Here is a 19800-nt window from a genome sequence, read left to right as displayed (position 1 = left end):
GAACCCAGCCAACTGGAGACATGTCATGAGCAAAATCGCAATCATTGGTGCCACCGGCCGTGCCGGCAGCCAACTGTTGGAAGAGGCCCTGCGTCGTGGTCACAGCGTCACCGCCATCGCCCGCAACACGGCGAAGATCGGCCAGCGTGCCGGCGTGCTCACCCGCGAAGTGGATGTGGCCGACAGTGCTGCATTGCAAGCGGCGGTAGCCGGCCACGATGTGGTGATCAGTGCCGCGCATTTTTCCACCATCCCGGCCGATGCCATCATCGATCCGGTGAAAAAGGCCGGGGTCAAGCGTCTGCTGGTGGTGGGCGGTGCCGGTTCGCTGTTGCTGCCCGGTGGTGGCAAGGTCATCGACAGCCCCGGTTTTCCGGAGGAGTACAAGGCCGAGGCCAGCGCCGGTGGCGTGTACCTGGACACCTTGCGCAAGGAACAGGATCTGGACTGGACCTTCCTCTCGCCATCGGCGGAGTTCGTTGAGGGTGAGCGCACCGGGCAGTTCCGCCTGGGCCAGGACGATCTGCTGGTCAATGCCCAGGGGCGTAGTTGGATCAGCTTCGCCGACTACGCCATCGCCATGCTCGATGAAGTGGAGAAGCCGGCCCACCGCCGCCAGCGCTTCACCGTCGGTTACTGATTAGCGGTCGATTGCCCCGGTAGCCGCCTACCGTTGGCGGTTATCGGGGAGTTCCGATCAGTGTTGAAGGCCCTCGCGGGCCTTTTTGCTGTCTGCCGGCATCAGGGGTTTCTCATTCAGCGCTGTTTGGCCTGCTCCACCAGCCAGTCCAGCAGTTCCTGCAAGGCCGCCGCAGGCCCAGGGTGCTCCGGGTAGACCAGATAGTACGCCTGGCCCGTCGGGATCTTCAGTTCAAAAGGCATGACCAGCCGTCCGGCACTCAGGTCGTCGCCAATCAATGCCCAGTCGCCAATCGCCACGCCCGTTCCCTGGGACGCCACGGACATCGCCAGGTCCAGGGTCTCGAAATGCTGACCCTTGCCCAGGGTGTTGAGTGGCGTGCCGGCGGCTTTCAGCCAACTTTGCCAGTCCCGTTGATCGTGGGAGGGATGCAGCAGCAAGTGCTGTTGCAGGTCCGCCGGGTTCTTGAGGGGCACCGGGCCCTCCAGCAGCGGTCGCGAGCAGACCGGCGTCAGTTGTTCATTGAACAGGTGACGCGAACCCAGGGTCGGGGACGGCGGGGCTCCGTACATGACGGCGGCATCGAAGGGTTCGCGGCTGAAATCCACGCCGTGCTGAATGGTGGTGGTCAGTTGCACCGGTACATCCGGGCGTTCCCTCTGCCACTGCAGCAGCCGTGGCAGCAGCCAGCGCATCACACAGGTCGGCGCCTTGAGGCGCAGGTTGCGGCTCTGCCCACCGATGTCATCCACCGCGCCATTGATCAGTTCGAATACCTGCTGCACCCGCGGCAACCATTGCGCCCCTTCGTTAGTGAGGCTCAAGCCCCGGGCATGGCGCTGGAACAACGGATAACCCAGATGGCTTTCCAGGCCGGCAATTTGTCGGCTCACCGCTCCTTGGGTGATGTGCAACTGCTCGGCAGCGCGCGTGAAATTGCAGCACTGGGCGGTGACCAGAAAGGTGTGCAGTGCGGGCAGGGGAGGCAAGCGTTTCATGGGCAGCCAAGGCATGACGTGAGGACATGGCTAGTATGACTTTTTATCCATTGTTGCGGCTACAGCCTCACCGTTCCAATAGCCCTCCCGGCGTCTGATGAGTTTTTCAGTCGGCAGTCAGTCGGGTATTCCACCAATAAGAAGGGCGATGAGATGGCGACGTGCGGCGAAGTACTGGTCAAGTTACTTGAAGGTTATGGGGTTGAGCAGGTGTTCGGCATTCCCGGGGTGCATACCGTCGAGTTGTATCGCGGCCTGGCCCGCTCGCCCATCCAGCATGTCACCCCGCGCCATGAGCAAGGCGCCGGTTTCATGGCCGACGGCTACGCCCGCACCAGCGGCAAGCCCGGTGTGTGTTTCATCATCACCGGCCCCGGCATGACCAACATCACCACCGCCATGGGCCAGGCTTATGCGGACTCGATTCCCATGCTGGTGATCTCCAGCGTGCAGACCCGCAGCCAGCTGGGTGGCGGGCGCGGCAAGCTCCATGAGTTGCCGAACCAGAGTGCGCTGGTCAGCGGCGTGGCGGCGTTTTCCCATACCCTGATGAGCGCCGATGAATTGCCAGTGGTGCTGGCCCGGGCTTTCGCCCTGTTCCAGGCTGGACGCCCACGTCCGGTGCATATCGAGATTCCTCTCGATGTACTGGTTCAGGATGCCGATCATCTGCTGGCCAGCGAGCCGGTAACCATTGCCCGTGCCGGTGCTGCCCCGGACGCTGTCGCCCGGATGAGTCAACTGCTGGCGACGGCCAAGCGCCCGCTGATCCTGGCCGGTGGCGGCGCCATTGATGCGGCCGCTCCCCTGACCCGTTTGGCGGAACTGCTGCAGGCTCCGGTGGCCCTGACGATCAACGCCAAGGGCATGTTGCCGTCGGCCCACCCGCTGCTGATTGGCTCCACCCAGTCATTGGTGGCGCCCCGTGCCCTGGTGGCCGAGGCCGACGTGGTGCTGGCCATCGGCACCGAACTGGCGGAAACCGATTACGACGTGACCTTTGCCGGCGGCTTTGAAATTCCCGGGGCCTTGCTGCGGATCGATATCGATGCCGATCAAACGGTGCGCAACTACCCACCGAAAGTGGCACTGGTGGCCGATGCCGGGAACGCAGCCCAAGCCCTGCTGGCAGAGCTGTCCCGGCATACCTTGAGCGAGCGCAGCAGCGACTGGGGCCAGGCCCGCGCCGCGGCCTTGCGCAGCGAACTCGAGAACCTGTGGGACACGCCGACCCGGGCCCAGACCCTGTTCCTGGAAACCGTGGTCCAGGAGTTGCCGGAGATCGTCCTGGTGGGCGATTCCACTCAGCCGGTGTACAGCGGCAACCTGACGTTCAATCCTGAGCAGCCGCGGCGCTGGTTCAACTCGTCCACCGGCTACGGCACCCTGGGTTATGCCTTGCCGGCCGCCATCGGTGCCTGGCTCGGGGGCGCTTCCCAGTCCAGCTCGCGGCGGCCGGTGGCTTGCCTGATCGGCGACGGCGGCTTGCAGTTCACCCTGGCGGAACTGGCCTGCGCCGTGGAAGCACGCACGCCGATCATCGTCCTGCTGTGGAATAACCAGGGTTATGAAGAGATCAAGAAATACATGGTCAATCGGGCCATCGAGCCAGTCGGCGTCGACATCTACACCCCCGATTTCATTGCCGTCGCCAAGGGCCTCGGGTGCGCAGCCGAGCGCATCGACAGTGTCGAACAACTGCGTGCGGCCCTGCGCATGGCCGTTGATCGCCAGGGACCGACCTTGATTGAAGTTGACCAGAATCGCTGGACTCAAGGAGTACAGGCATGAGTTCGCCGCACCTGTTGAACGGTGTGTACATCGACGGCCAATGGTCGGCAGGCAGCGAGCACCTGCAGGTGATCAACCCATCCACCGAGGCGCCCTTGGCCTGGGTGGCAGGCGCCGGGCCGCAAGCCGTGGATCAGGCGCTGCACGCCGCTACGGCGGGGCTTGCCCGATGGGCGCAAAGCAGTGGCAGCGAGCGTGCCGCGGTGCTGCGCAAGATCGCTGCCGGCGTGGCCGAGCGCCGGGAGCGGCTTATGCACCTGCAATCGAGCAACAACGGCAAGCCGCAGTTCGAGGCGGCCATGGATGTGGACGATGTCATTGCCACCTTTGAGTACTACGCCGGGCTGGCCGAGGAGCTGGACGCGACCCAGGATGCGAATGTGCCGCTGCCCAGTGAGGATTTCAGTGCGCGCCTGCGTCGTGAGCCCTGTGGCGTGGTCGGGCTGATCGTGCCGTGGAATTTCCCCATGGTCACCACGGCCTGGAAGTTGGCGCCCGCCCTGGCCGCCGGCTGCAGCGTGGTGCTCAAGCCCTCGGAAGTCACCCCGCTGCCGGAGCTGGAGCTGGCGGCGATCATCGCCGAAAGCGGCTTGCCCAACGGGGTGTTCAACCTGGTCTGCGGGACGGGCCTGGCGGTCGGTGCGCCTTTGGCGGCGGACCCGCGAGTGGCGAAGATTTCCTTCACCGGCAGTAATGCGGTGGGCGTCCAGGTCATGCAGCGGGCGGCGGAAACCGTCAAGGGCGTGAGCCTGGAACTGGGGGGCAAGTCATCCTTGCTGGTGCTGGCGGATGCCGACCTGGACCTGGCGGTGGAACTGGCCTGTGGCGGTGGCTTCTTCAATGCCGGGCAGATGTGCTCCGCCACCAGCCGGGTACTGGTCGCCGACGAGCTGGCCGATGAATTCCTCTTGCGGCTCAAGGCCCGGGCCGAAGGCATTCGGGTGGCCGACCCGTTCGACCCCGAGGTGGTCATGGGCGCCCTGGTGAACCAGGCGCAATACCACAGAGTACTGGCGCACATCGATCGTGGCCTGAATGTCGGTGCCAAGCTTGTGTGTGGCGGCGGCCGCCCGGCCGGGCTGCAGCAGGGCTTTTTCATCCAGCCCACGGTGTTCACCGAGGTGCCGCTGGACAGTGCCCTGTGGCGTGACGAAATCTTTGGCCCGGTGCTCTGTGTGCGCAGTTTCAGCAGCGAGCAAGAGGCAATCGAACTGGCCAATGACAGCGAGTTCGGCCTGGTGGCCAGTGTGGTGGGGGCGGACGTGGACAATGCCGAGCGGGTGGCCAATGCCCTGCAGGCCGGCCTGGTGTGGATCAACGCCCCCCAGGTGATCTTTCCCCAGACTGCCTGGGGCGGCTACAAGCAGAGCAGCATCGGCCGCGAGCTGGGCCCCTGGGGCTTGCAAGCCTTCCAGGAGCTCAAACACGTAATCCGCGCGCTGTAGGCGCCGGCTTGCCGGTGAACCCGGGTTACCCGCCAACCCGCAGGCGCGCCATGTCCCGCAAGGGCGGCGCGCCAAACAGTCGGCTGTACTCACGGCTGAATTGAGACGGGCTTTCATAGCCGACTCGATACCCCGCCGCCGAAGCTTCCAGACCTTCGGCCAGCATCAAGCGCCGGGCTTCCTGCAGACGCAGCTGTTTCTGGTACTGCAAGGGACTCATGGCGGTCATCGCCTTGAAGCGGTGGTGCAGGGTCGACACGCTCAGGTTCACTTCCCGGGCCAGGTCATCGATGCGCAACGGCTGCACGAAATGGCCGTTGAGCCACTTGATGGCCTGGTTGACTCGGTGACCCTGGCTGTTGGCGGTGGCAATCTCGTACAGACGGTGGCCCTGGGGGCTGCGCAGCAGGCGATAGAGAATTTCCCGACGCACCAGCGGCGCGAGCATGGCGATGTCTTTCGGGGTGTCCAGCAGGCGGGTCAGGCGCAGCACGGCGTCCAGCATCGCCGGGTCCAGGCGCTCTACGTACAGGCCCCGTCCGGTGGGCCGGGCGGGCACGCCCAGAGGGCCGGCGTCGGCGATCAGTGCATTGATTTCCCCGGGGTCGATGTCCAGGCGCAGGGCCAGGATCGGCTCTTGCGGCGAAACGATCGCCACCTTGCCGCTCAGTGGCACGGAAACCGACACCACCAGGTAATTCAGCGGGTCGTAGTTGTAGCTTTCATCGGCCAGGCGCACTTCCTTGCGGCCCTGGGCCATGATGCACAGCGCCGGTTGCGCCAGCACCGAGCCGAAGTGATGGGAAGTGCTGTGGCGCGAGACAAACAGCGAGTCGATGGCAGTGGCATAGCTGCCATCTTCGGTGGTGTTGCGCGCAATGATCGCGGCCAGTTCTACGCGCTGGCGTTCCATCTCCGGAGCCAGGGGCGGCGGCAGGGTATCCAGTGATGACATGGGGCGCCTCGGGGTGTTTGCAGTCGACACAGCTTAAGTTTGTGCAAGAGTCGCGGGTAGGCGAATTCTGCGTAAAACTTGCCTGATCCTGCTGCTTGCGCGCGAGATAGACAAGATGAGCCGATGCTCGGGGGCTTCACTTGCTTGAAACACCGTTGTAACGCTTCTGTGCCCTGTCGCCGCCCATGCGCTGCAGCAGCGGGCTTGTCGCAGGATTGGGCAAATCAACGGCAGAAATCGACTAACGCGCAAGTGGGCCCGCCCCGTATCGTTGATTCTGTCGCAGCCCGTCCCCGGCTGCCTCGACAACACCCTGGGAGGGTTCCACATGTCCACGCATATTCCCGTCAGTCACATGGCTTTTGTTCGGGCCCGGGCCGGGCGCTCCACTGAGTTGGGTGCGCGCTTGAGCAGCCTGATCGAACCATCGCGCCAGGCCAGCGGTTGCCTGCACTTTGCTCTGCAGCATTCGCAGTGCGATGCCGACCTGTGGCTGGTGTCCGGCTTCTGGAGCAGCCAGCAGAGCATGACCGCCTATTTCAACTCGCCAACCATGGCCATCTTCGCCGAGCTGGTGCAGGACCTGGTGGTCAACAGCCTGGACTTCCACACCTTCAGCACGGTGTCGGCGCTTGAGGCTCATGGAGAGTACGCGCAGCTACAGCGTGCGCCGCTGCACAAGCTGGCCAGTTGAAGGTTTAGAATGGCCGACTTTCCATTGGCCAGGATCAGCAACATGGCACGTAAAGAGTTTGCACACTACGAAGCAGTTTCCGCTGTGGTTCCAGGGGAGGGGGGATACAGCGCAGCGATCGCCGTCAAAGCCCTGGGCGCTTCAGGGGCTCCACGCTTTCATAAAGTCCTGGTTGAGCAGACATTCAAGACCGCTCACGAAGCCGACCAGGCTGCCGCGCAACACCTCGAACAGCTGGCCGACGTCGATCAAGACGGCGAACTGAGCTTTCACGGCCACTGAGTCGCCGAACTACCTGACCGCTCCTGGGCGGTGCATCTTGAACAGGGCTTCTGGTCCCAACTGGAAGTAGTCCGCCGGTCCGCCGCCGCGCAGAATGGGTTCTGCCGCGGCGGTATCGTAGATCCCGTCCTTGAGCAGCCACTTGGCGATATGCACGGCGACCACTTCGCCGAGGATCAGCCAGCTCGGCACCGGCTCCTTGTCCGCACGCTGCAACTGAATGATCTGGGTGACCTTGCATTCGAAGGACACCGGGCTCTGGGCAACCCGGGGCACGCTGATGATCTTCGAGGCCACGGTCTTCAACCCGGCCAGTTCGAACTCGTCGACCTCGGCGGGGACCGCGGCGCAGCTCTGGTTCATCTGCTCGGCCAAGGGCCGGGTGGCCAGGTTCCAGGCGAACTCTCCGGTGGCCTCGATGTTATTCAGGCTGTCTTTGCGCCCGACGCTGGAGAACCCGATGATCGGCGGAATGTAGTTGAAGGCATTGAAGAAACTGTAAGGCGCCAGGTTCAGCCGGCCTTGTGCATCCTGGGAAGAAATCCAGCCAATGGGACGCGGGCCGACGATGGCATTGAACGGGTCATGGGGCAGGCCGTGGCCTAGGGCAGGTTGGTAAAAGTGGATATCGTCGGACATGGCTCAAGGTTCCTGCTGTGGGGCGAGTGAAGGGCGCCATAGTGCAGTGCGCTCTGGTCGAATTCCAGCGTCCGGGCCTCGGTTGATCCAGGGGGCGAAAGATTTTCCTCGGCCAGAAAAGACTAAGCCCGGCCGAAGCCGGGCTGTGGTGTCAGGTGAATCGATCAACTGATGGTGGCGGAGCCGGTGCGGTCGTAACCGTCGGCAGCGAAGGTAGCGGAACCGGTGCGGTCGTAGCCGTCTTCAGCGAGGGTGGCGGAACCGGTGCGGTCGTAACCGTCGGCAGCGAGGGTGGCGGAACCGGTGCGGTCGTAGCCATCGGCGGCGAAGGTAGCGGAGCCGGTGCGGTCGTAACCGTCGGCAGCGAAGGTGGCGGAACCGGTGCGATCGAAACCGTCAGCGGCGAAGGTATTGGCAGTCAGTACCGACAGGGTCAGGGCGAGGATCAGTTTGCTTTTCATGGTGGTGACTCCAGGTTTGTTGAGGTGTTTGCGTTGGGCTTGGAATGAATCCTACTCCTGTAAATTTGATTAAAAAGCGCAAATTAATGCTAATTAAAATCGAATTTACCGATATGTAGGCCGTCATTCCTGACCACCGATTACCGCACCCAGGCCTCACTACAGATACGTGCCAAGTCGCAACTTGGATTCACTGTCAGACTGCGCATGCGTCATTAACTGATCATTAATTGTTCAGGTGGCGGATAAAACAGCACAAAAAACCTTCAGTGGTTCTTTCAGCCAGCCCCATGACGAGACTCACTCGTAGGCGTCGCCGTGAGTTTCCTTGCCCGTGAACAAACTCCCCCAGATCACTCAGGCCTTCTGGGTCATGAACATCGGCGCGACGATCCCGGATAACACCGCAGGTGATCTGTCGTTGATGGCCCGGCCGTTTGGCGCGAATGTGCGCGACTTCCTCAGCAAGCCCCATGAAAAGGGTGGCCTGGACTTCGGCATCATCGGCTCGTTGGCGGGATTGGCGGGGATTGTGTTGGTGATGATCGTGGGGGCGACTTGGGCCCAGAACCGCTATGGGCGCCAGGGCACCGCCGCACTTGCCTGATCTGTTGATCATCTGTAGGAGCCGGCTGGCCGGCGAAAGCCTCCCCACAGATCGCGAAAAAAGCGCCCGGGCCTTGCACCCGGGCGCCGTTTTTCTATCAGTCGGTCTCGATCCGCGAATGCTTGCGGGTGTCCTTCATGGTCGCGTAGACCAGCAACGAACAGGCAATACAGGCGGTGACGTACCAGTAGTAGCCGGTTTCCATGCCGATGCTCTTGAACCACAGGGCGATGTATTCCGCGGTGCCGCCAAAGATCGATACGGTCAGCGCGTAGGGCAGGCCCACGCCCAGGGCACGGATTTCAGTGGGGAACAGCTCGGCCTTCACCACCGCGTTGATCGAGGTGTAGCCACTGACGATGATCAGTGCCGCCATGATCAGGAAGAACGCGCCCCACCAGGTCTGGATGGTGTGCAGGGTGGTGAGGATCGGCACGGTGAACAGGGTGCCGAGGATGCCGAAGGCAATCAGGATCGGCCGCCGGCCCACCTTGTCCGAGAGTGCACCGATCACCGGCTGCAGGCACATGAACAGGAACAGCGTGGCGGCAGAAATGGTGGTGGAGTCGGAAATGCTCATGCCGACGGTGTTCACCAGGTATTTCTGCATGTAGGTGGTGTAGGTGTAGAAGGCCAGGGTGCCGCCCATGGTCAGGCCGACCACGGTCATCAGTTCCTTGGGATGACGCATCAGGGTGCGCATCAGGCTTTCTTTTGGCTTCTCTTTCTTCTTGGTGAAGGACTCGGTTTCTTCCATGCCGCGACGCAGGTACAGGGCCACGACCGCACACAGGGCACCGATGCCGAACGGAATCCGCCAGCCCCAGGATTGCAGCTCCTCGGTGGTCAGAATGTTCTGCAGCACGATCAGTACTCCCAGGGCGATGAGCTGACCGGAGATCAGGGTCACGTACTGGAAGCTGGAGAAGAAGCCGCGACGTTCCTTGGTCGCCATCTCGCTGAGGTAGGTGGCCGAGGTGCCGTATTCACCGCCCACCGACAGGCCCTGCATCAGGCGCGCCAGCACCAGCAGGATGGGGGCGCCGACGCCGATGGTTTCGTAACCCGGGGTCAGGGCGATGATCAGCGAGCCGAAGCACATCAGCAGCACCGAAGCCATCAGCGCGGCTTTACGGCCTTTGCGGTCGGCGTACAGGCCCATCAGCCAGCCACCGATCGGGCGCATCAGGAAGCCCACGGCGAAGATCGCGGCGGTGTTCAGCAGTTGTGCGGTGGTGTCGCCCTTGGGGAAGAAGACTTTGGCGAAGTACAGCGAGAATGCCGCGTAGACGTACCAGTCGTACCACTCGACCATGTTGCCCACGGAACCGCTGAAGATCGACTTCAGGCGGCTGGCGGTGGTCTTTTCGGTGGCGGATGCAGCCGCCGACCCGGCAGGCAGGGTATTAGAGATATCCATGACGGACCCTTCTATTCATTGTTTTTGTGGAGCGCGCGCAAGCGCAGCCTGCTGGGGCTATAGCAGGACCTGTGCCAAGGACAAGAAGCCCGGGCTAGAGGGGTTTGATCGGTGGTGATGAGCGGAAATCCGCCTATGGGTGCCTGTGGGGTAGGCGGGAAATTGCCTAAGTGAACACGGCTCCGGGAGGCGCTCGTGGGCGGCGTTGTCTTTGTGGGTGAGGGCGTTGCTGGGGGCAGTACCTGGCTTTGGGGCCTGTTCGCCGGCAAGCCGGCTCCTACAGGCGGGGGTTATGGGTCTTTGAGGAACATTTCCCGGGTCAGGCCGTGACGCTGCATTTTTTCATTCAGGGTCCGGCGCGGCAGTTGCAGTTCGTTGAGCACGGCCTTGATCTCGCCCTTGTGGCGAGTCAGGGCTGCGCGCAGGCACTGGGCTTCGAAGGCTTCTTGCTGCGCGGCCAGGGATTGGCCGGCTTCGAGGACTTCGGCTTCCGGCTCCCCGAGGCCCAGCACCTGACGCTCGGCGGCGTTGGCCAGTTCGCGCACGTTGCCCGGCCAGTCGTGACTGAGCAGGCGGCTCAACTGGGCGCCACTCAAGGGCGCGACGCTGCGCCCCAGGCGCTCGGCGGCGGCCTGGGCGAAGTGTTCGTAGAGCTGTGGAATATCCTCGCGGCGCTCACGCAGTGGCGGCAGGCGCAGTTCGGCCACGGTCAGGCGATAGGCCAGGTCTTCGCGAAAGCGTCCGGCTCGGGCCTCCTCAAGCAGGTCGGGCTTGGTGGCGGCGATCACCCGCAGGTCGACCTTGATGCTCTGGTTGGAGCCCAGGCGTTCCAGTTTCTGCTCCTGCAGCACCCGCAGCAGCTTGACCTGCTGGGCCAGGGGCATGCTTTCGATCTCGTCGAGAAACAGCGTGCCGCCATGGGCGTACTCCAGCTTGCCGATGCGCTTGCCCTGGGCGCCGGTGAAGGCGCCGCTTTCATGGCCGAACAACTCGGCCTCGAACAGTTGCTCGGGGATCGCTGCGCAGTTCAGGGCGACGAAGGGCTTGCCGGCCCGGGGACCGAAGTCGTGCAGGCAGCGGGCGATCAATTCCTTGCCGCTGCCGGTTTCACCTCGGATCAGCACATTCACGGGCAAGGCGGCCAGATCCAGTACCTGGCGGCGCAGGGTCTGCAGGGCTCGGGACATGCCGAGCAGGGTGGCGTCGAGCTTGGCCCGGCTGTCAGCCTGCTGGTGCAGGCGACGGTTTTCCAGGACCAGGCGGCGTTTGTCCAGGGCCCGGCGCAGGCTGCTGAGCAGGGTGTCGGGGCTGAAGGGTTTTTCCAGGAAATCATAGGCACCGTCGCGCATGGCCTCGACCGCCATGGGCACGTCACCGTGACCGGTCAGCAGGATGATCGGCAGGTCGGGGTCCAGGCGCTGGACCTGGGCCAGCAGCTCCAGGCCGCTGATACCGGGCATGCGCACATCGCTGAGGATCACCCCGGGGAAGTTCTTCGGCAGTTGCGCCAGGCAATCCTCGGCGCGGCTGAACAGCTGGACCTCGAACCCCGACAGGCTCAGCCATTGTTCGACGGCGGTACGGATGCTGGCCTCGTCATCCACCACGATTACCGAGTTCAGCATTGGATGTGCGCCTCCAGATCGATGGGCAGGCTGAGGGTGAACACCGCGCCCTGATCCTGGTTGGCGGCGCTCAAGCGTCCCCCCAGTTCATGGACGATGGCGTAGGACACGGCCAGCCCCAAGCCCAGGCCATCGCCCACCGGCTTGGTGGTAAAGAACGGGTCGAACACGCTCAGCAGGTGCTCCTCGGCGATCCCGCCGCCGTTATCGGCGACCCGCAGTTGCCACAATTGGTCCTCGGCTTCGAGGCTGATCTGCAGGTGCTTTTCAGGCTTGTTCTGCATGGCGTCGAGGGCATTGCGCAGCAGGTTGATCAGCACCTGCTCCAGGCGGATGGCATCACCGCGAACCCAGGCCGGGCGGGTCAGGTGCAGCTCGATCTGGATGTTTTCGGCACGCAGCCGGGTTTCCAGCAGCTGCAGCGACTGGTCCACCACCGCGGCCAGATCCAGGCGTTCGCGCAGGCCGCTGGGGCTCTTGCGGGCGAAGGTCTTGAGATGGCTGGTAAGGGCGGCCATGCGGGTCAGCATGTCGTCCAATGGTCGCAGGGCTTTGTAAGCCTCATCCACCCGGCCGTGATCCAGCAGCAGCCGCAGCGTGGCAAGCTGCATGCGCTGGGCGGTCAGGGGTTGGTTGATTTCATGGGCCAGGGCCGCGGACATCTGCCCCAGGGCGGCCAGCTTGGCCGATTGCACCAGGCCTTCCTGGGCGGTGCGCAGATCCCGAGTGCGTTCCTGGACCAATTGCTCCAGCTCTTCACGGTTGCGTTGACGGATTTTCCCCAAGCGCCAGCGTTGGCTGAGGAACAGCAACAGGAACACCAGGGTCAGCCAGGCACCGGCGGCCGCCAGCCCGGCATTGCGGCTTTCCTCGAAAGCGCTGGCCGGCTTGCGCAGCAGGTGCAGGGTCCAGCCTTCGGCGGTCAGTGACAGGGATTCCCAGAGATAGTTGGCCACGCCCTCGGGGCCTTCGACCTGGACCAGTCTGCTGTTGTCGTCGAATGTTTGCAGGGTCGTATGTTGCAGCGCCGTCAGCGGTTGCTTGTCGTACTGACGGGTCAGCTTGATCTCCGCCAGGTCGTTTGCGGACAGCGGTTGCAACTGCCGGTAACGCCAGCCGGGCTGGTTGGCGATAAAGATGATGCCCCGGGCGTCGCTCACCAGCAGGGTGTCGTTGCCCTGGCTCCATTCATGCTCCAGTTCGGGGAACTCCAGCTTGACCACCATGGCCCCGAGGAAGTCCTCGTTGTCGGCCTTGACCGCGCTGGAGAGGAAATACCCCGGAATGCCGCTGGTGACGCCCACGGCGTAGAAACGCCCGCTGCCCTGGCTGCGGGTCTGCTTGAAGTAGGGGCGAAAACCATAGTTGTGGCCGACATAGCTGCTGGGCAGTCGCCAGTTGCTGGCCGCCACGGCCAGGCCTTCATGGTTCAGCAGTTCCAGGGTCGAGGAGCGGGCGGCGCCGTTGATCTTTTCCAGTTTGCGGTTCAGTGCATCCTGGGTGTCTGCCGTCACCGGGCCCTGAAGTGCCGAACGCAGTTCCGGGTCCAGGGCCAGCACCGCTGGCAGGGCGCGATAGCGTTCGATCAGGGTGTGCAGCGAGTTGGCATACAGCCCTAGCTGTTCATTGGCTCGGGCGGCATCCTCCACCAGCGTCTGGCGTTCGGCGTGGCGCATGGCCAGGCCGGCGCTGATGACGGTGCCAGCGAGAATAACCAGGATATAGAACGTCAAGCGGAGAGGGCGAGAGATCTGGGCCATGAGTCGGGGCAGGCTGCAATGGGGGCGGGAACGATAGCATGAGCGACGGGTGGAACGTTGATCGCCGACAGTGTCGCGAAAGGGCGCGGCATAAAAAAAGCGACGGGCTGTTGTCTCAACAGCACCGCCGCTTTGGCCAGACGTGAGAAGGGCTTACTGCACTTCTACCGCCAGGCTGTCACTGATCTTTTTCTGCCAGATGGCAGGACCTGTGATGTGGACCGACTCGCCCTTGCTGTCGACGGCGACGGTCACTGGCATGTCCTTGACCTCGAACTCGTAGATCGCTTCCATGCCCAGTTCGGCGAAGGCCAGGACCTTGGACTTCTTGATCGCCTGGGCCACCAGGTAGGCGGCGCCGCCGACGGCCATCAGGTACACGGCCTTGTTGTCCTTGATCGCGTCGATGGCGGTCGGGCCACGCTCGGACTTGCCGATCATGCCCAGAAGGCCGGTCTGCTCGAGGATCTGCCGGGTGAACTTGTCCATCCGCGTGGCAGTGGTCGGGCCGGCCGGGCCCACCACTTCGTCGCCCACCGGATCAACCGGGCCGACGTAGTAGATGAAGCGACCCTTGAGGTCTACTGGCAGGGTTTCACCCTTGTTCAGCATCTCCACCATGCGCTTGTGCGCCGCGTCGCGACCGGTGAGCATCTTGCCGTTGAGCAGCACGGTCTCGCCCGGCTTCCAGCTTTGCACGTCTTCCGGGGTCAGGGTGTCGAGGTTGACCCGACGTGCCGACGGACCGGCTTCCCAGACGATTTCCGGGTAGGCGTCCAGAGGTGGCGCTTCCAGTGCGGCCGGGCCCGAGCCGTCGAGCACGAAGTGCGCGTGACGGGTGGCGGCGCAGTTGGGGATCATGCATACCGGCAGGGAGGCGGCGTGGGTCGGGTAGTCCATGATCTTCACGTCGAGCACCGTGGTCAGGCCACCCAGGCCCTGGGCGCCGATACCCAGTTGGTTGACCTTCTCGAACAGCTCCAGGCGCATTTCTTCAATGCGGTTGGACGGGCCGCGAGCCTTGAGCTCGTGGATGTCGATGGACTCCATCAACACTTCCTTGGCCATCACCGCAGCCTTCTCGGCGGTGCCGCCGATGCCGATGCCCAGCATGCCCGGTGGGCACCAGCCGGCACCCATGGTCGGTACGGTCTTGAGGACCCAGTCGACGATGGAGTCGGACGGGTTGAGCATGGCCATCTTCGATTTGTTCTCGGAGCCGCCGCCCTTGGCCGCCACGTCCACTTCCACGGTGTTGCCGGGAACGATGGAGTAGTGGATCACCGCCGGGGTGTTGTCCTTGGTGTTTTTCCGGGCGCCTGCCGGGTCGGCCAGGATGGAAGCGCGCAGGACGTTTTCCGGCAGGTTGTAGGCGCGACGCACGCCTTCGTTGATCATGTCGTCCAGGCTCATGGTGGCGCCGTCCCAGCGCACGTCCATGCCCACGCGAACGAACACGGTGACGATCCCGGTGTCCTGGCAGATCGGCCGGTGGCCGGTGGCGCACATGCGCGAGTTGATCAGGATCTGTGCCATGGAGTCACGAGCGGCCGGCGATTCCTCGCGCAGGTAGGCCTCGTGCATCGCCTGGATGAAGTCCACGGGGTGGTAGTAGGAAATGAACTGCAGGGCGTCGGCAACGCTCTGAATCAGGTCGTCTTGCTTGATCACGGTCATGAGTCGCGCTCCTCTAAAAGACGGGAACATTTAATAAGGTGGCTGCAGCAGGGTGTATCGGTCGGTTGCAGACACCTTCTAAGGCACGCCGGACAGACAACTGGCGCGACGCTAAAAAGGCGCGGCAGTATACCGCGCCTGGGGGCCCGGCACACCCGCCAGCCGGGCAAACGAAAGTCGCCCATCGGATGGGCACTGTTCTTGCCTGAATCAGCGGCAAAACCGCAGAACACGGCTTAAAATTTGGATAGTCATTTGCCGGGCGCAGCACTAAAGTTGCAACTGGCCAGCAGGGTAGGAAACTCTTTAAGCCTCCTTTCTCACGGTGAGTCAACGATTGACCCATAAAGCCATCCAGAGCTTGTTACTCAAGCGCTTCACCATTGCTGCGGGCACCTACGGACTGATCCTGCTGCTGTTCTGGCTGGCGGTTCTCGCGGGGCACTATCGCGCCTCCACCAGCAGTGCGCTGTTGGCCTCGGGGTTGGTGTTGGCCACTCAGGGCCTGCTGTGCTGGGTGTTCATCAGCGGGCGCAACCTGCGCTTTGCCGACCCCAGCCTGACTGAAGTCCAAGTGGTCCTGGGCATTGCCTGGCAGACCTGGCTGATCGCCCACCTGGATCAGGCCCGGGGCGCTTTCCTGGTGTTCTATATCCTGCCGCTGCTGTTCGGCCTGTTCCATTTATCCCGCCGGGCCTACCTGCGTTGCGCGGCGCTGATCTTCTTCTGTTTTGCCGGGGTCAACCTGTGGGACGGCTATCGCTTTGTCCTCGACGATCCCCAGCTGGCGGCGCTGCAAGTCTGTGTGCTGCTGGTGATACTGGTGTGGATGTGCCTGTACGCTGCCTATGTCCAGGCGTCGCGTTCGCGCATGCGGCAGCGGCGTTTTGCCTTGCAGGCCCATCAGGACACCTTGCGGGGGATGATGCGGCAACTGGAAGATCTGGTGGCTACCGATGAGTTGACCGGGCTGTTCAATCGCCGGCACTTCCTGCGTATCGCCAGCCGTGAGTTGCAGGCCATGGACCAGGAGCAGATGCATGGGCTGGCGCTGATCGACCTGGATCATTTCAAGCGCATCAATGATCTTCACGGCCATGCGGCAGGAGATCAGGTGCTGCAGGCGTTCGCCGCGGTGGCCACGGCCTGCCTGCGGGACGGTGATGTACTGGCCCGCTACGGCGGTGAGGAGTTTGTGGTGCTCCTGCCCGACTGTGATGCCGAGCGCCTGACCTCCTGTTGCGAGCGTCTGCGCCTGGCCTTCATGGAGGTGCAACTGGTGGGCCTGAATGTGCGTGACCTGAGCCTGTCGGCAGGAATGACCCTGCTGCAGGCCGGTGATGATCTGGACAATGCCCTGCAACGCGCCGATCAGGCGCTGTACCGGGCCAAGCGCGACGGCCGCAATCGTTGTTCCGCCGCCTGGGAAAACCTCGATGCCTGAATTGACCGTGGGCAGCCGGCGCTGGTCGGTGGCACCGGCAAGCAACCTGCTGGATGCCTTGAATCAGGCCGGTGTGGCGGTGCCCTACAGTTGTCGCGCCGGCAGTTGTCATGCCTGCCTGGTGCATTGCGTCCAGGGCCTGCCCAACGACAGTAGGCCGGATGCCCTGAGCGATGAACAGCGCCGCCGCGGCTGGCGCCTGGCCTGCCAGTGCCAGGTGGTGGAGGACCTGCAGGTCGAGACTTTCGATCCGTTGCGCGATGGCCGGCCGGCCCAAGTGGTCGGGCTCGACTGGCTATCGCCCACAGTCCTGCGCTTGCGTCTGCAACCTGAGCGGCCATTGCGTTATCGCGCCGGCCAGCACCTGGTGCTGTGGACCACCAGCCAGATCGCCCGGCCGTATTCCCTGGCCAGCCTGCCGGAAGAGGACCGCTTCCTGGAGTTTCATCTGGACTGCCGGCATCCGGGACAATTCAGCGACGCCGCACGCCAGTTGCAATTGGGCGACCCGATCCGCCTGGGCGAGTTGCGCGGCGGCGCCTTGCACTACGATCCGGACTGGCAGCAGCGACCGCTCTGGCTGCTGGCCTCGGGAACCGGCCTGGCGCCCTTGTTCGGGGTGTTGCGCGAAGCCTTGCGTCAGGATCACCAAGGCCCTATCCGCATCATTCACCTGGCCCATGACGCCACCGAGCATTACCTGGCCAAACCCTTGGCAGCCCTGGCAGCGAACCGTCCCCAGCTGAGTGTGGAGCTGTGGCAGGGGGCGCAGCTGACGACGGCCCTGGCGCAACTGCGACTTGTTTCCCGGCAAACCCAGGCCTTACTCTGCGGGCACCCCGACAGTGTCGATGCCTTTGCCCGACGCCTGTATCTGGCGGGGCTGCCGCGCAATCAACTGCTGGCCGATGTGTTCCTGCCCCGTGGTTGAGCGCTGATTTTTCCAGAGCGAGATCTTCATGACCGATGCCATCGAGCTGCAACGCGAGGGCGGGCTGCTGACCCTGCGCCTGAACCGCCCCGACAAGAAAAACGCCCTGACCCGTGCCATGTACAGTCGTCTGGCGCAAGCCCTGGTCGAGGCGGACGCCGATCCGCAAATCAATGCCCTGCTGATCTGCGGCAGCAGTGAATGCTTTACCGCCGGCAACGACATCGCCGACTTCCTGCAACAGCCGCCCAGGGACCTCGACAGCCCGGTGTTCCAGTTCATGCGCAACCTGCTCGATTGCCGCAAGCCGGTGGTGGCTGCGGTGGCCGGCGCGGCCGTGGGCATTGGCACCACCTTGTTGTTGCATTGCGATCTGGTCTATGTCAGCCGTGATGCACGGTTGCGCATGCCGTTCGTCAACCTCGGGCTGTGCCCGGAATTTGGCTCGAGCCTGATCCTGCCGCGCTTGCTGGGACAGGCCAAGGCCGCTGAGTTGTTGCTGCTCGGCGAAGGCTTCAGTGGTGAACAGGCGGCGGCCTGGGGCATTGCCACTGCGGCCCTGGGAGATGGCGCGGCAGCCCTGGCCAAAGCCAGGGAGGCGGCATTGCGTTTCAGCCAACTGGCGCCGGAGGCGGTGCAAGTGAGCAAGCGCCTGATGAAGGCTCCCTATCGTGAGCAACTGCGCCAGGTAATAGAAGAAGAGGGCGCGCAGTTCACTCAGCGCCTGCGTTCACCAGAAGCCATCGCCGCCTTGTCGGGTTTTTTCGCCAAAGGCTGATACCTGTCGCTACAGGGAAGGACGGACACAAAAAAGCCCCGGGGTTTCCACCACCGGGGCTTTTGCGTTCAGCGAGCCAGGGCTCAGACCATCGGGTCGCCAACGTGCAGGATCTTCATGCCATTGGTGCCGCCGGTGGTGTGGTAGCTGTCGCCCTTGGTGAGAATCACCCAGTCGCCTTTCTCTACTACGCCGCGCTTGAGCAACTCGTCGATCGCAGCCTGGCTGACCTGCTCAGGCGGCAGGGAAGCCGGGTCGAACGGGATGGTGTAGACGCCGCGGAACATGGCTGCACGCGCCTGGGTTTCACGGTGCGGGGAGTAGGCATAGATCGGCACCGAGGAACGGATGCGCGACATGATCAGCGGGGTGTAGCCGCTTTCGGTCAGTGCGATGATGGCCTTCACGCCCGGGAAGTGGTTGGCGGTGTACATGGCGGCCAGGGCAATGCTCTGGTCGCAGCTTTCGAACACCTTGCCCATGCGGTGGCTGGAGGTCTTGCTGGTGGGGTGTTTTTCCGCACCGACACAGATCCGCGCCATGGCCTGGACCGCTTCCAGCGGGTAGGCACCGGCGGCGCTTTCTGCCGAGAGCATGACCGCGTCGGTGTAGTCGAGCACGGCGTTGGCCACGTCGGACACTTCGGCGCGGGTCGGCATCGGGTTCTGGATCATCGACTCCATCATCTGGGTCGCTACGATTACCGCTTTGTTGTGGCGGCGCGCATGAAGAATGATTTTCTTCTGGATGCCCACCAGCTCGGCGTCGCCGATTTCCACACCCAGGTCGCCACGGGCCACCATCACGGCGTCACTGGCGTTGATCAGGCCGTCGAGGGTTTCGTCGTCGGCCACGGCTTCGGCGCGTTCGATCTTGGCCACCAGCCAGGCCGTACCACCGGATTCGTCACGCAGTTTGCGCGCGTATTCCATATCGGCAGCGTCGCGAGGGAAGGACACGGCCAGGTAGTCGACTTGCATTTCGGCGGCCAGCTTGATGTCGGCCTTGTCTTTCTCGGTCAGGGCCGGAGCGGTCAGGCCGCCGCCACGACGGTTGATGCCTTTGTGGTCGGACAGCGGGCCGCCGACGGTCACCACGCAGTGCAGCTCGGTGGCGGTGGCGGTTTCCACGCGCATCACCACACGGCCGTCGTCCAGCAGCAGCTCGTCATTGACGCCGCAGTCCTTGACCAGATCCGGGTAGTCGATGCCGACGATGTCCTGGTTGCCTTCGGTCAGCGGGTGCACGGTGGAGAAGGTGAACTTGTCACCGATCTTCAGTTCGATACGCTTGTTGGCGAATTTGGCGATGCGGATTTTCGGGCCTTGCAGGTCGCCGAGGATGGCCACGAAGCGGCCGTGCTTGGCGGCCAGGTCGCGGACCAGTTGGGCGCGAGCCTTGTGCTCGTCCGGAGTGCCGTGGGAGAAGTTCAGACGGGCAACATCCAGGCCCGCGAGAATCAACTGTTCGAGAACTTCCGGCGAGTTACTGGCTGGGCCAAGGGTGGCAACGATTTTGGTACGACGAACGGACATGCACGGACTCCTGAGTTCAAGCGCAACGAGAGGCTACTATGCTCCGAAGTTGTAGTCATTGTTCGTTTGCACTACTTATTGCTTTGTTTGTTTACCGCAACAACCTTGAAGATTTTTG

General features: G+C 63.4%; 17 protein-coding genes and 1 pseudogene. 9 read left to right on the top strand and 9 right to left on the bottom strand.

The genetic code is table 11. The features are described from left to right. The first annotated feature begins 25 nt into the window (after positions 1-25). Positions 26-640: an NAD(P)-dependent oxidoreductase gene (locus PQT43_RS08475; protein ID WP_110651388.1), complete on the top strand. Its 615-nt coding sequence runs from the start codon at positions 26-28 to the stop codon at positions 638-640. A 116-nt stretch (positions 641-756) separates the two neighbouring features. Here the strand turns inward: PQT43_RS08475 and PQT43_RS08470 are convergent, their stop codons facing one another. Beyond that, the gene (locus tag PQT43_RS08470; RefSeq protein ID WP_102860996.1) at positions 757-1638 is read right to left on the bottom strand and encodes a LysR substrate-binding domain-containing protein; all 882 of its coding nucleotides are present in this window, start codon (positions 1636-1638) and stop codon (positions 757-759) included. A gap of 153 nt (positions 1639-1791) precedes the next feature. Here PQT43_RS08470 and PQT43_RS08465 point away from each other — a divergent pair, with 153 nt between their 5' ends. Both PQT43_RS08465 and PQT43_RS08460 read left to right on the top strand, forming a co-directional pair. Then, the gene (locus PQT43_RS08465; RefSeq protein WP_267268806.1) at positions 1792-3429 is read left to right on the top strand and encodes a 5-guanidino-2-oxopentanoate decarboxylase; all 1638 of its coding nucleotides are present in this window, start codon (positions 1792-1794) and stop codon (positions 3427-3429) included. Further along, positions 3426-4874 carry an aldehyde dehydrogenase family protein gene (locus tag PQT43_RS08460; RefSeq protein ID WP_267268805.1) on the top strand — a complete coding sequence of 483 codons (1449 nt, stop codon included), beginning with the start codon at positions 3426-3428 and terminating at the stop codon, positions 4872-4874. The genes PQT43_RS08465 and PQT43_RS08460 overlap by 4 nt, the downstream gene beginning before the upstream one ends. 25 nt (positions 4875-4899) lie before the next feature. Here the strand turns inward: PQT43_RS08460 and PQT43_RS08455 are convergent, their stop codons facing one another. Further along, a complete protein-coding gene (locus PQT43_RS08455) occupies positions 4900-5829 on the bottom strand; it encodes an AraC family transcriptional regulator (RefSeq protein ID WP_267268804.1) in 930 nt (309 codons plus the stop codon). 328 nt (positions 5830-6157) lie between these two features. Here PQT43_RS08455 and PQT43_RS08450 point away from each other — a divergent pair, with 328 nt between their 5' ends. Both PQT43_RS08450 and PQT43_RS08445 read left to right on the top strand, forming a co-directional pair. Then, positions 6158-6523, top strand: a complete 366-nt coding sequence (locus PQT43_RS08450) for a putative quinol monooxygenase (protein WP_102880714.1) — start codon at positions 6158-6160, stop codon at positions 6521-6523. Between the two features lie 9 nt (positions 6524-6532). Next, the gene (locus PQT43_RS08445) at positions 6533-6805 is read left to right on the top strand and encodes a hypothetical protein (RefSeq protein ID WP_272753702.1); all 273 of its coding nucleotides are present in this window, start codon (positions 6533-6535) and stop codon (positions 6803-6805) included. 9 nt (positions 6806-6814) lie between these two features. On the opposite strand, the gene PQT43_RS08440 is transcribed toward PQT43_RS08445, so the two are convergent. Together PQT43_RS08440 and PQT43_RS08435 are read right to left on the bottom strand one after the other, a co-directional pair. Then, positions 6815-7444, bottom strand: coding sequence for a flavin reductase family protein (locus PQT43_RS08440; protein ID WP_123394079.1), 630 nt, complete (start codon positions 7442-7444; stop codon positions 6815-6817). Between the two features lie 164 nt (positions 7445-7608). Further along, positions 7609-7905: a hypothetical protein gene (locus tag PQT43_RS08435; protein ID WP_272753701.1), complete on the bottom strand. Its 297-nt coding sequence runs from the start codon at positions 7903-7905 to the stop codon at positions 7609-7611. Between the two features lie 421 nt (positions 7906-8326). On the opposite strand from PQT43_RS08435, the pseudogene PQT43_RS08430 reads away from it, so the two are divergent. Continuing rightward, a pseudogene (locus tag PQT43_RS08430) lies at positions 8327-8512 on the top strand (hypothetical protein); the annotation flags it as partial. Positions 8513-8609: 97 nt separating this feature from the next. Here PQT43_RS08430 and PQT43_RS08425 read toward each other — a convergent pair. From PQT43_RS08425 to PQT43_RS08410, 4 genes are all read right to left on the bottom strand, one after another. Then, the gene (locus tag PQT43_RS08425; protein ID WP_047305837.1) at positions 8610-9932 is read right to left on the bottom strand and encodes an MFS transporter; all 1323 of its coding nucleotides are present in this window, start codon (positions 9930-9932) and stop codon (positions 8610-8612) included. Between the two features lie 290 nt (positions 9933-10222). Next, positions 10223-11557: a sigma-54-dependent transcriptional regulator gene (locus tag PQT43_RS08420; RefSeq protein ID WP_110651394.1), complete on the bottom strand. Its 1335-nt coding sequence runs from the start codon at positions 11555-11557 to the stop codon at positions 10223-10225. Further along, positions 11551-13317, bottom strand: a complete 1767-nt coding sequence (locus tag PQT43_RS08415; RefSeq protein ID WP_272753699.1) for an ATP-binding protein — start codon at positions 13315-13317, stop codon at positions 11551-11553. The genes PQT43_RS08420 and PQT43_RS08415 overlap by 7 nt, the downstream gene beginning before the upstream one ends. A 153-nt stretch (positions 13318-13470) precedes the next feature. Next, the gene (locus PQT43_RS08410; protein WP_102860526.1) at positions 13471-14994 is read right to left on the bottom strand and encodes a fumarate hydratase; all 1524 of its coding nucleotides are present in this window, start codon (positions 14992-14994) and stop codon (positions 13471-13473) included. Positions 14995-15331: 337 nt separating this feature from the next. On the opposite strand from PQT43_RS08410, the gene PQT43_RS08405 reads away from it, so the two are divergent. From PQT43_RS08405 to PQT43_RS08395, 3 genes are read left to right on the top strand one after another with little or no spacing between them, the layout of a single operon-like run. Beyond that, positions 15332-16438 carry a GGDEF domain-containing protein gene (locus PQT43_RS08405; RefSeq protein ID WP_102880707.1) on the top strand — a complete coding sequence of 369 codons (1107 nt, stop codon included), beginning with the start codon at positions 15332-15334 and terminating at the stop codon, positions 16436-16438. Beyond that, on the top strand, positions 16431-17369 hold the full coding sequence (locus PQT43_RS08400) for an iron-sulfur-binding ferredoxin reductase (RefSeq protein WP_102880706.1): 939 nt from the start codon (positions 16431-16433) through the stop codon (positions 17367-17369). The genes PQT43_RS08405 and PQT43_RS08400 overlap by 8 nt, the downstream gene beginning before the upstream one ends. 28 nt (positions 17370-17397) lie before the next feature. Further along, positions 17398-18147, top strand: a complete 750-nt coding sequence (locus PQT43_RS08395; protein WP_272753698.1) for an enoyl-CoA hydratase-related protein — start codon at positions 17398-17400, stop codon at positions 18145-18147. Positions 18148-18230: 83 nt separating this feature from the next. On the opposite strand, the gene pyk is transcribed toward PQT43_RS08395, so the two are convergent. Further along, positions 18231-19682 (bottom strand): pyruvate kinase, encoded by a 1452-nt coding sequence (gene pyk / locus PQT43_RS08390; protein ID WP_016963242.1) that lies wholly within the window; start codon positions 19680-19682, stop codon positions 18231-18233. Between the last annotated feature and the right edge of the window lie 118 nt (positions 19683-19800).

The sequence above is a fragment of the Pseudomonas sp. BLCC-B112 genome (assembly GCF_028550695.1).
GTDB classification, from domain to species: Bacteria; Pseudomonadota; Gammaproteobacteria; order Pseudomonadales; family Pseudomonadaceae; genus Aquipseudomonas; species Aquipseudomonas danubii.
This window is presented reverse-complemented; position numbering and strand designations above follow the sequence as displayed.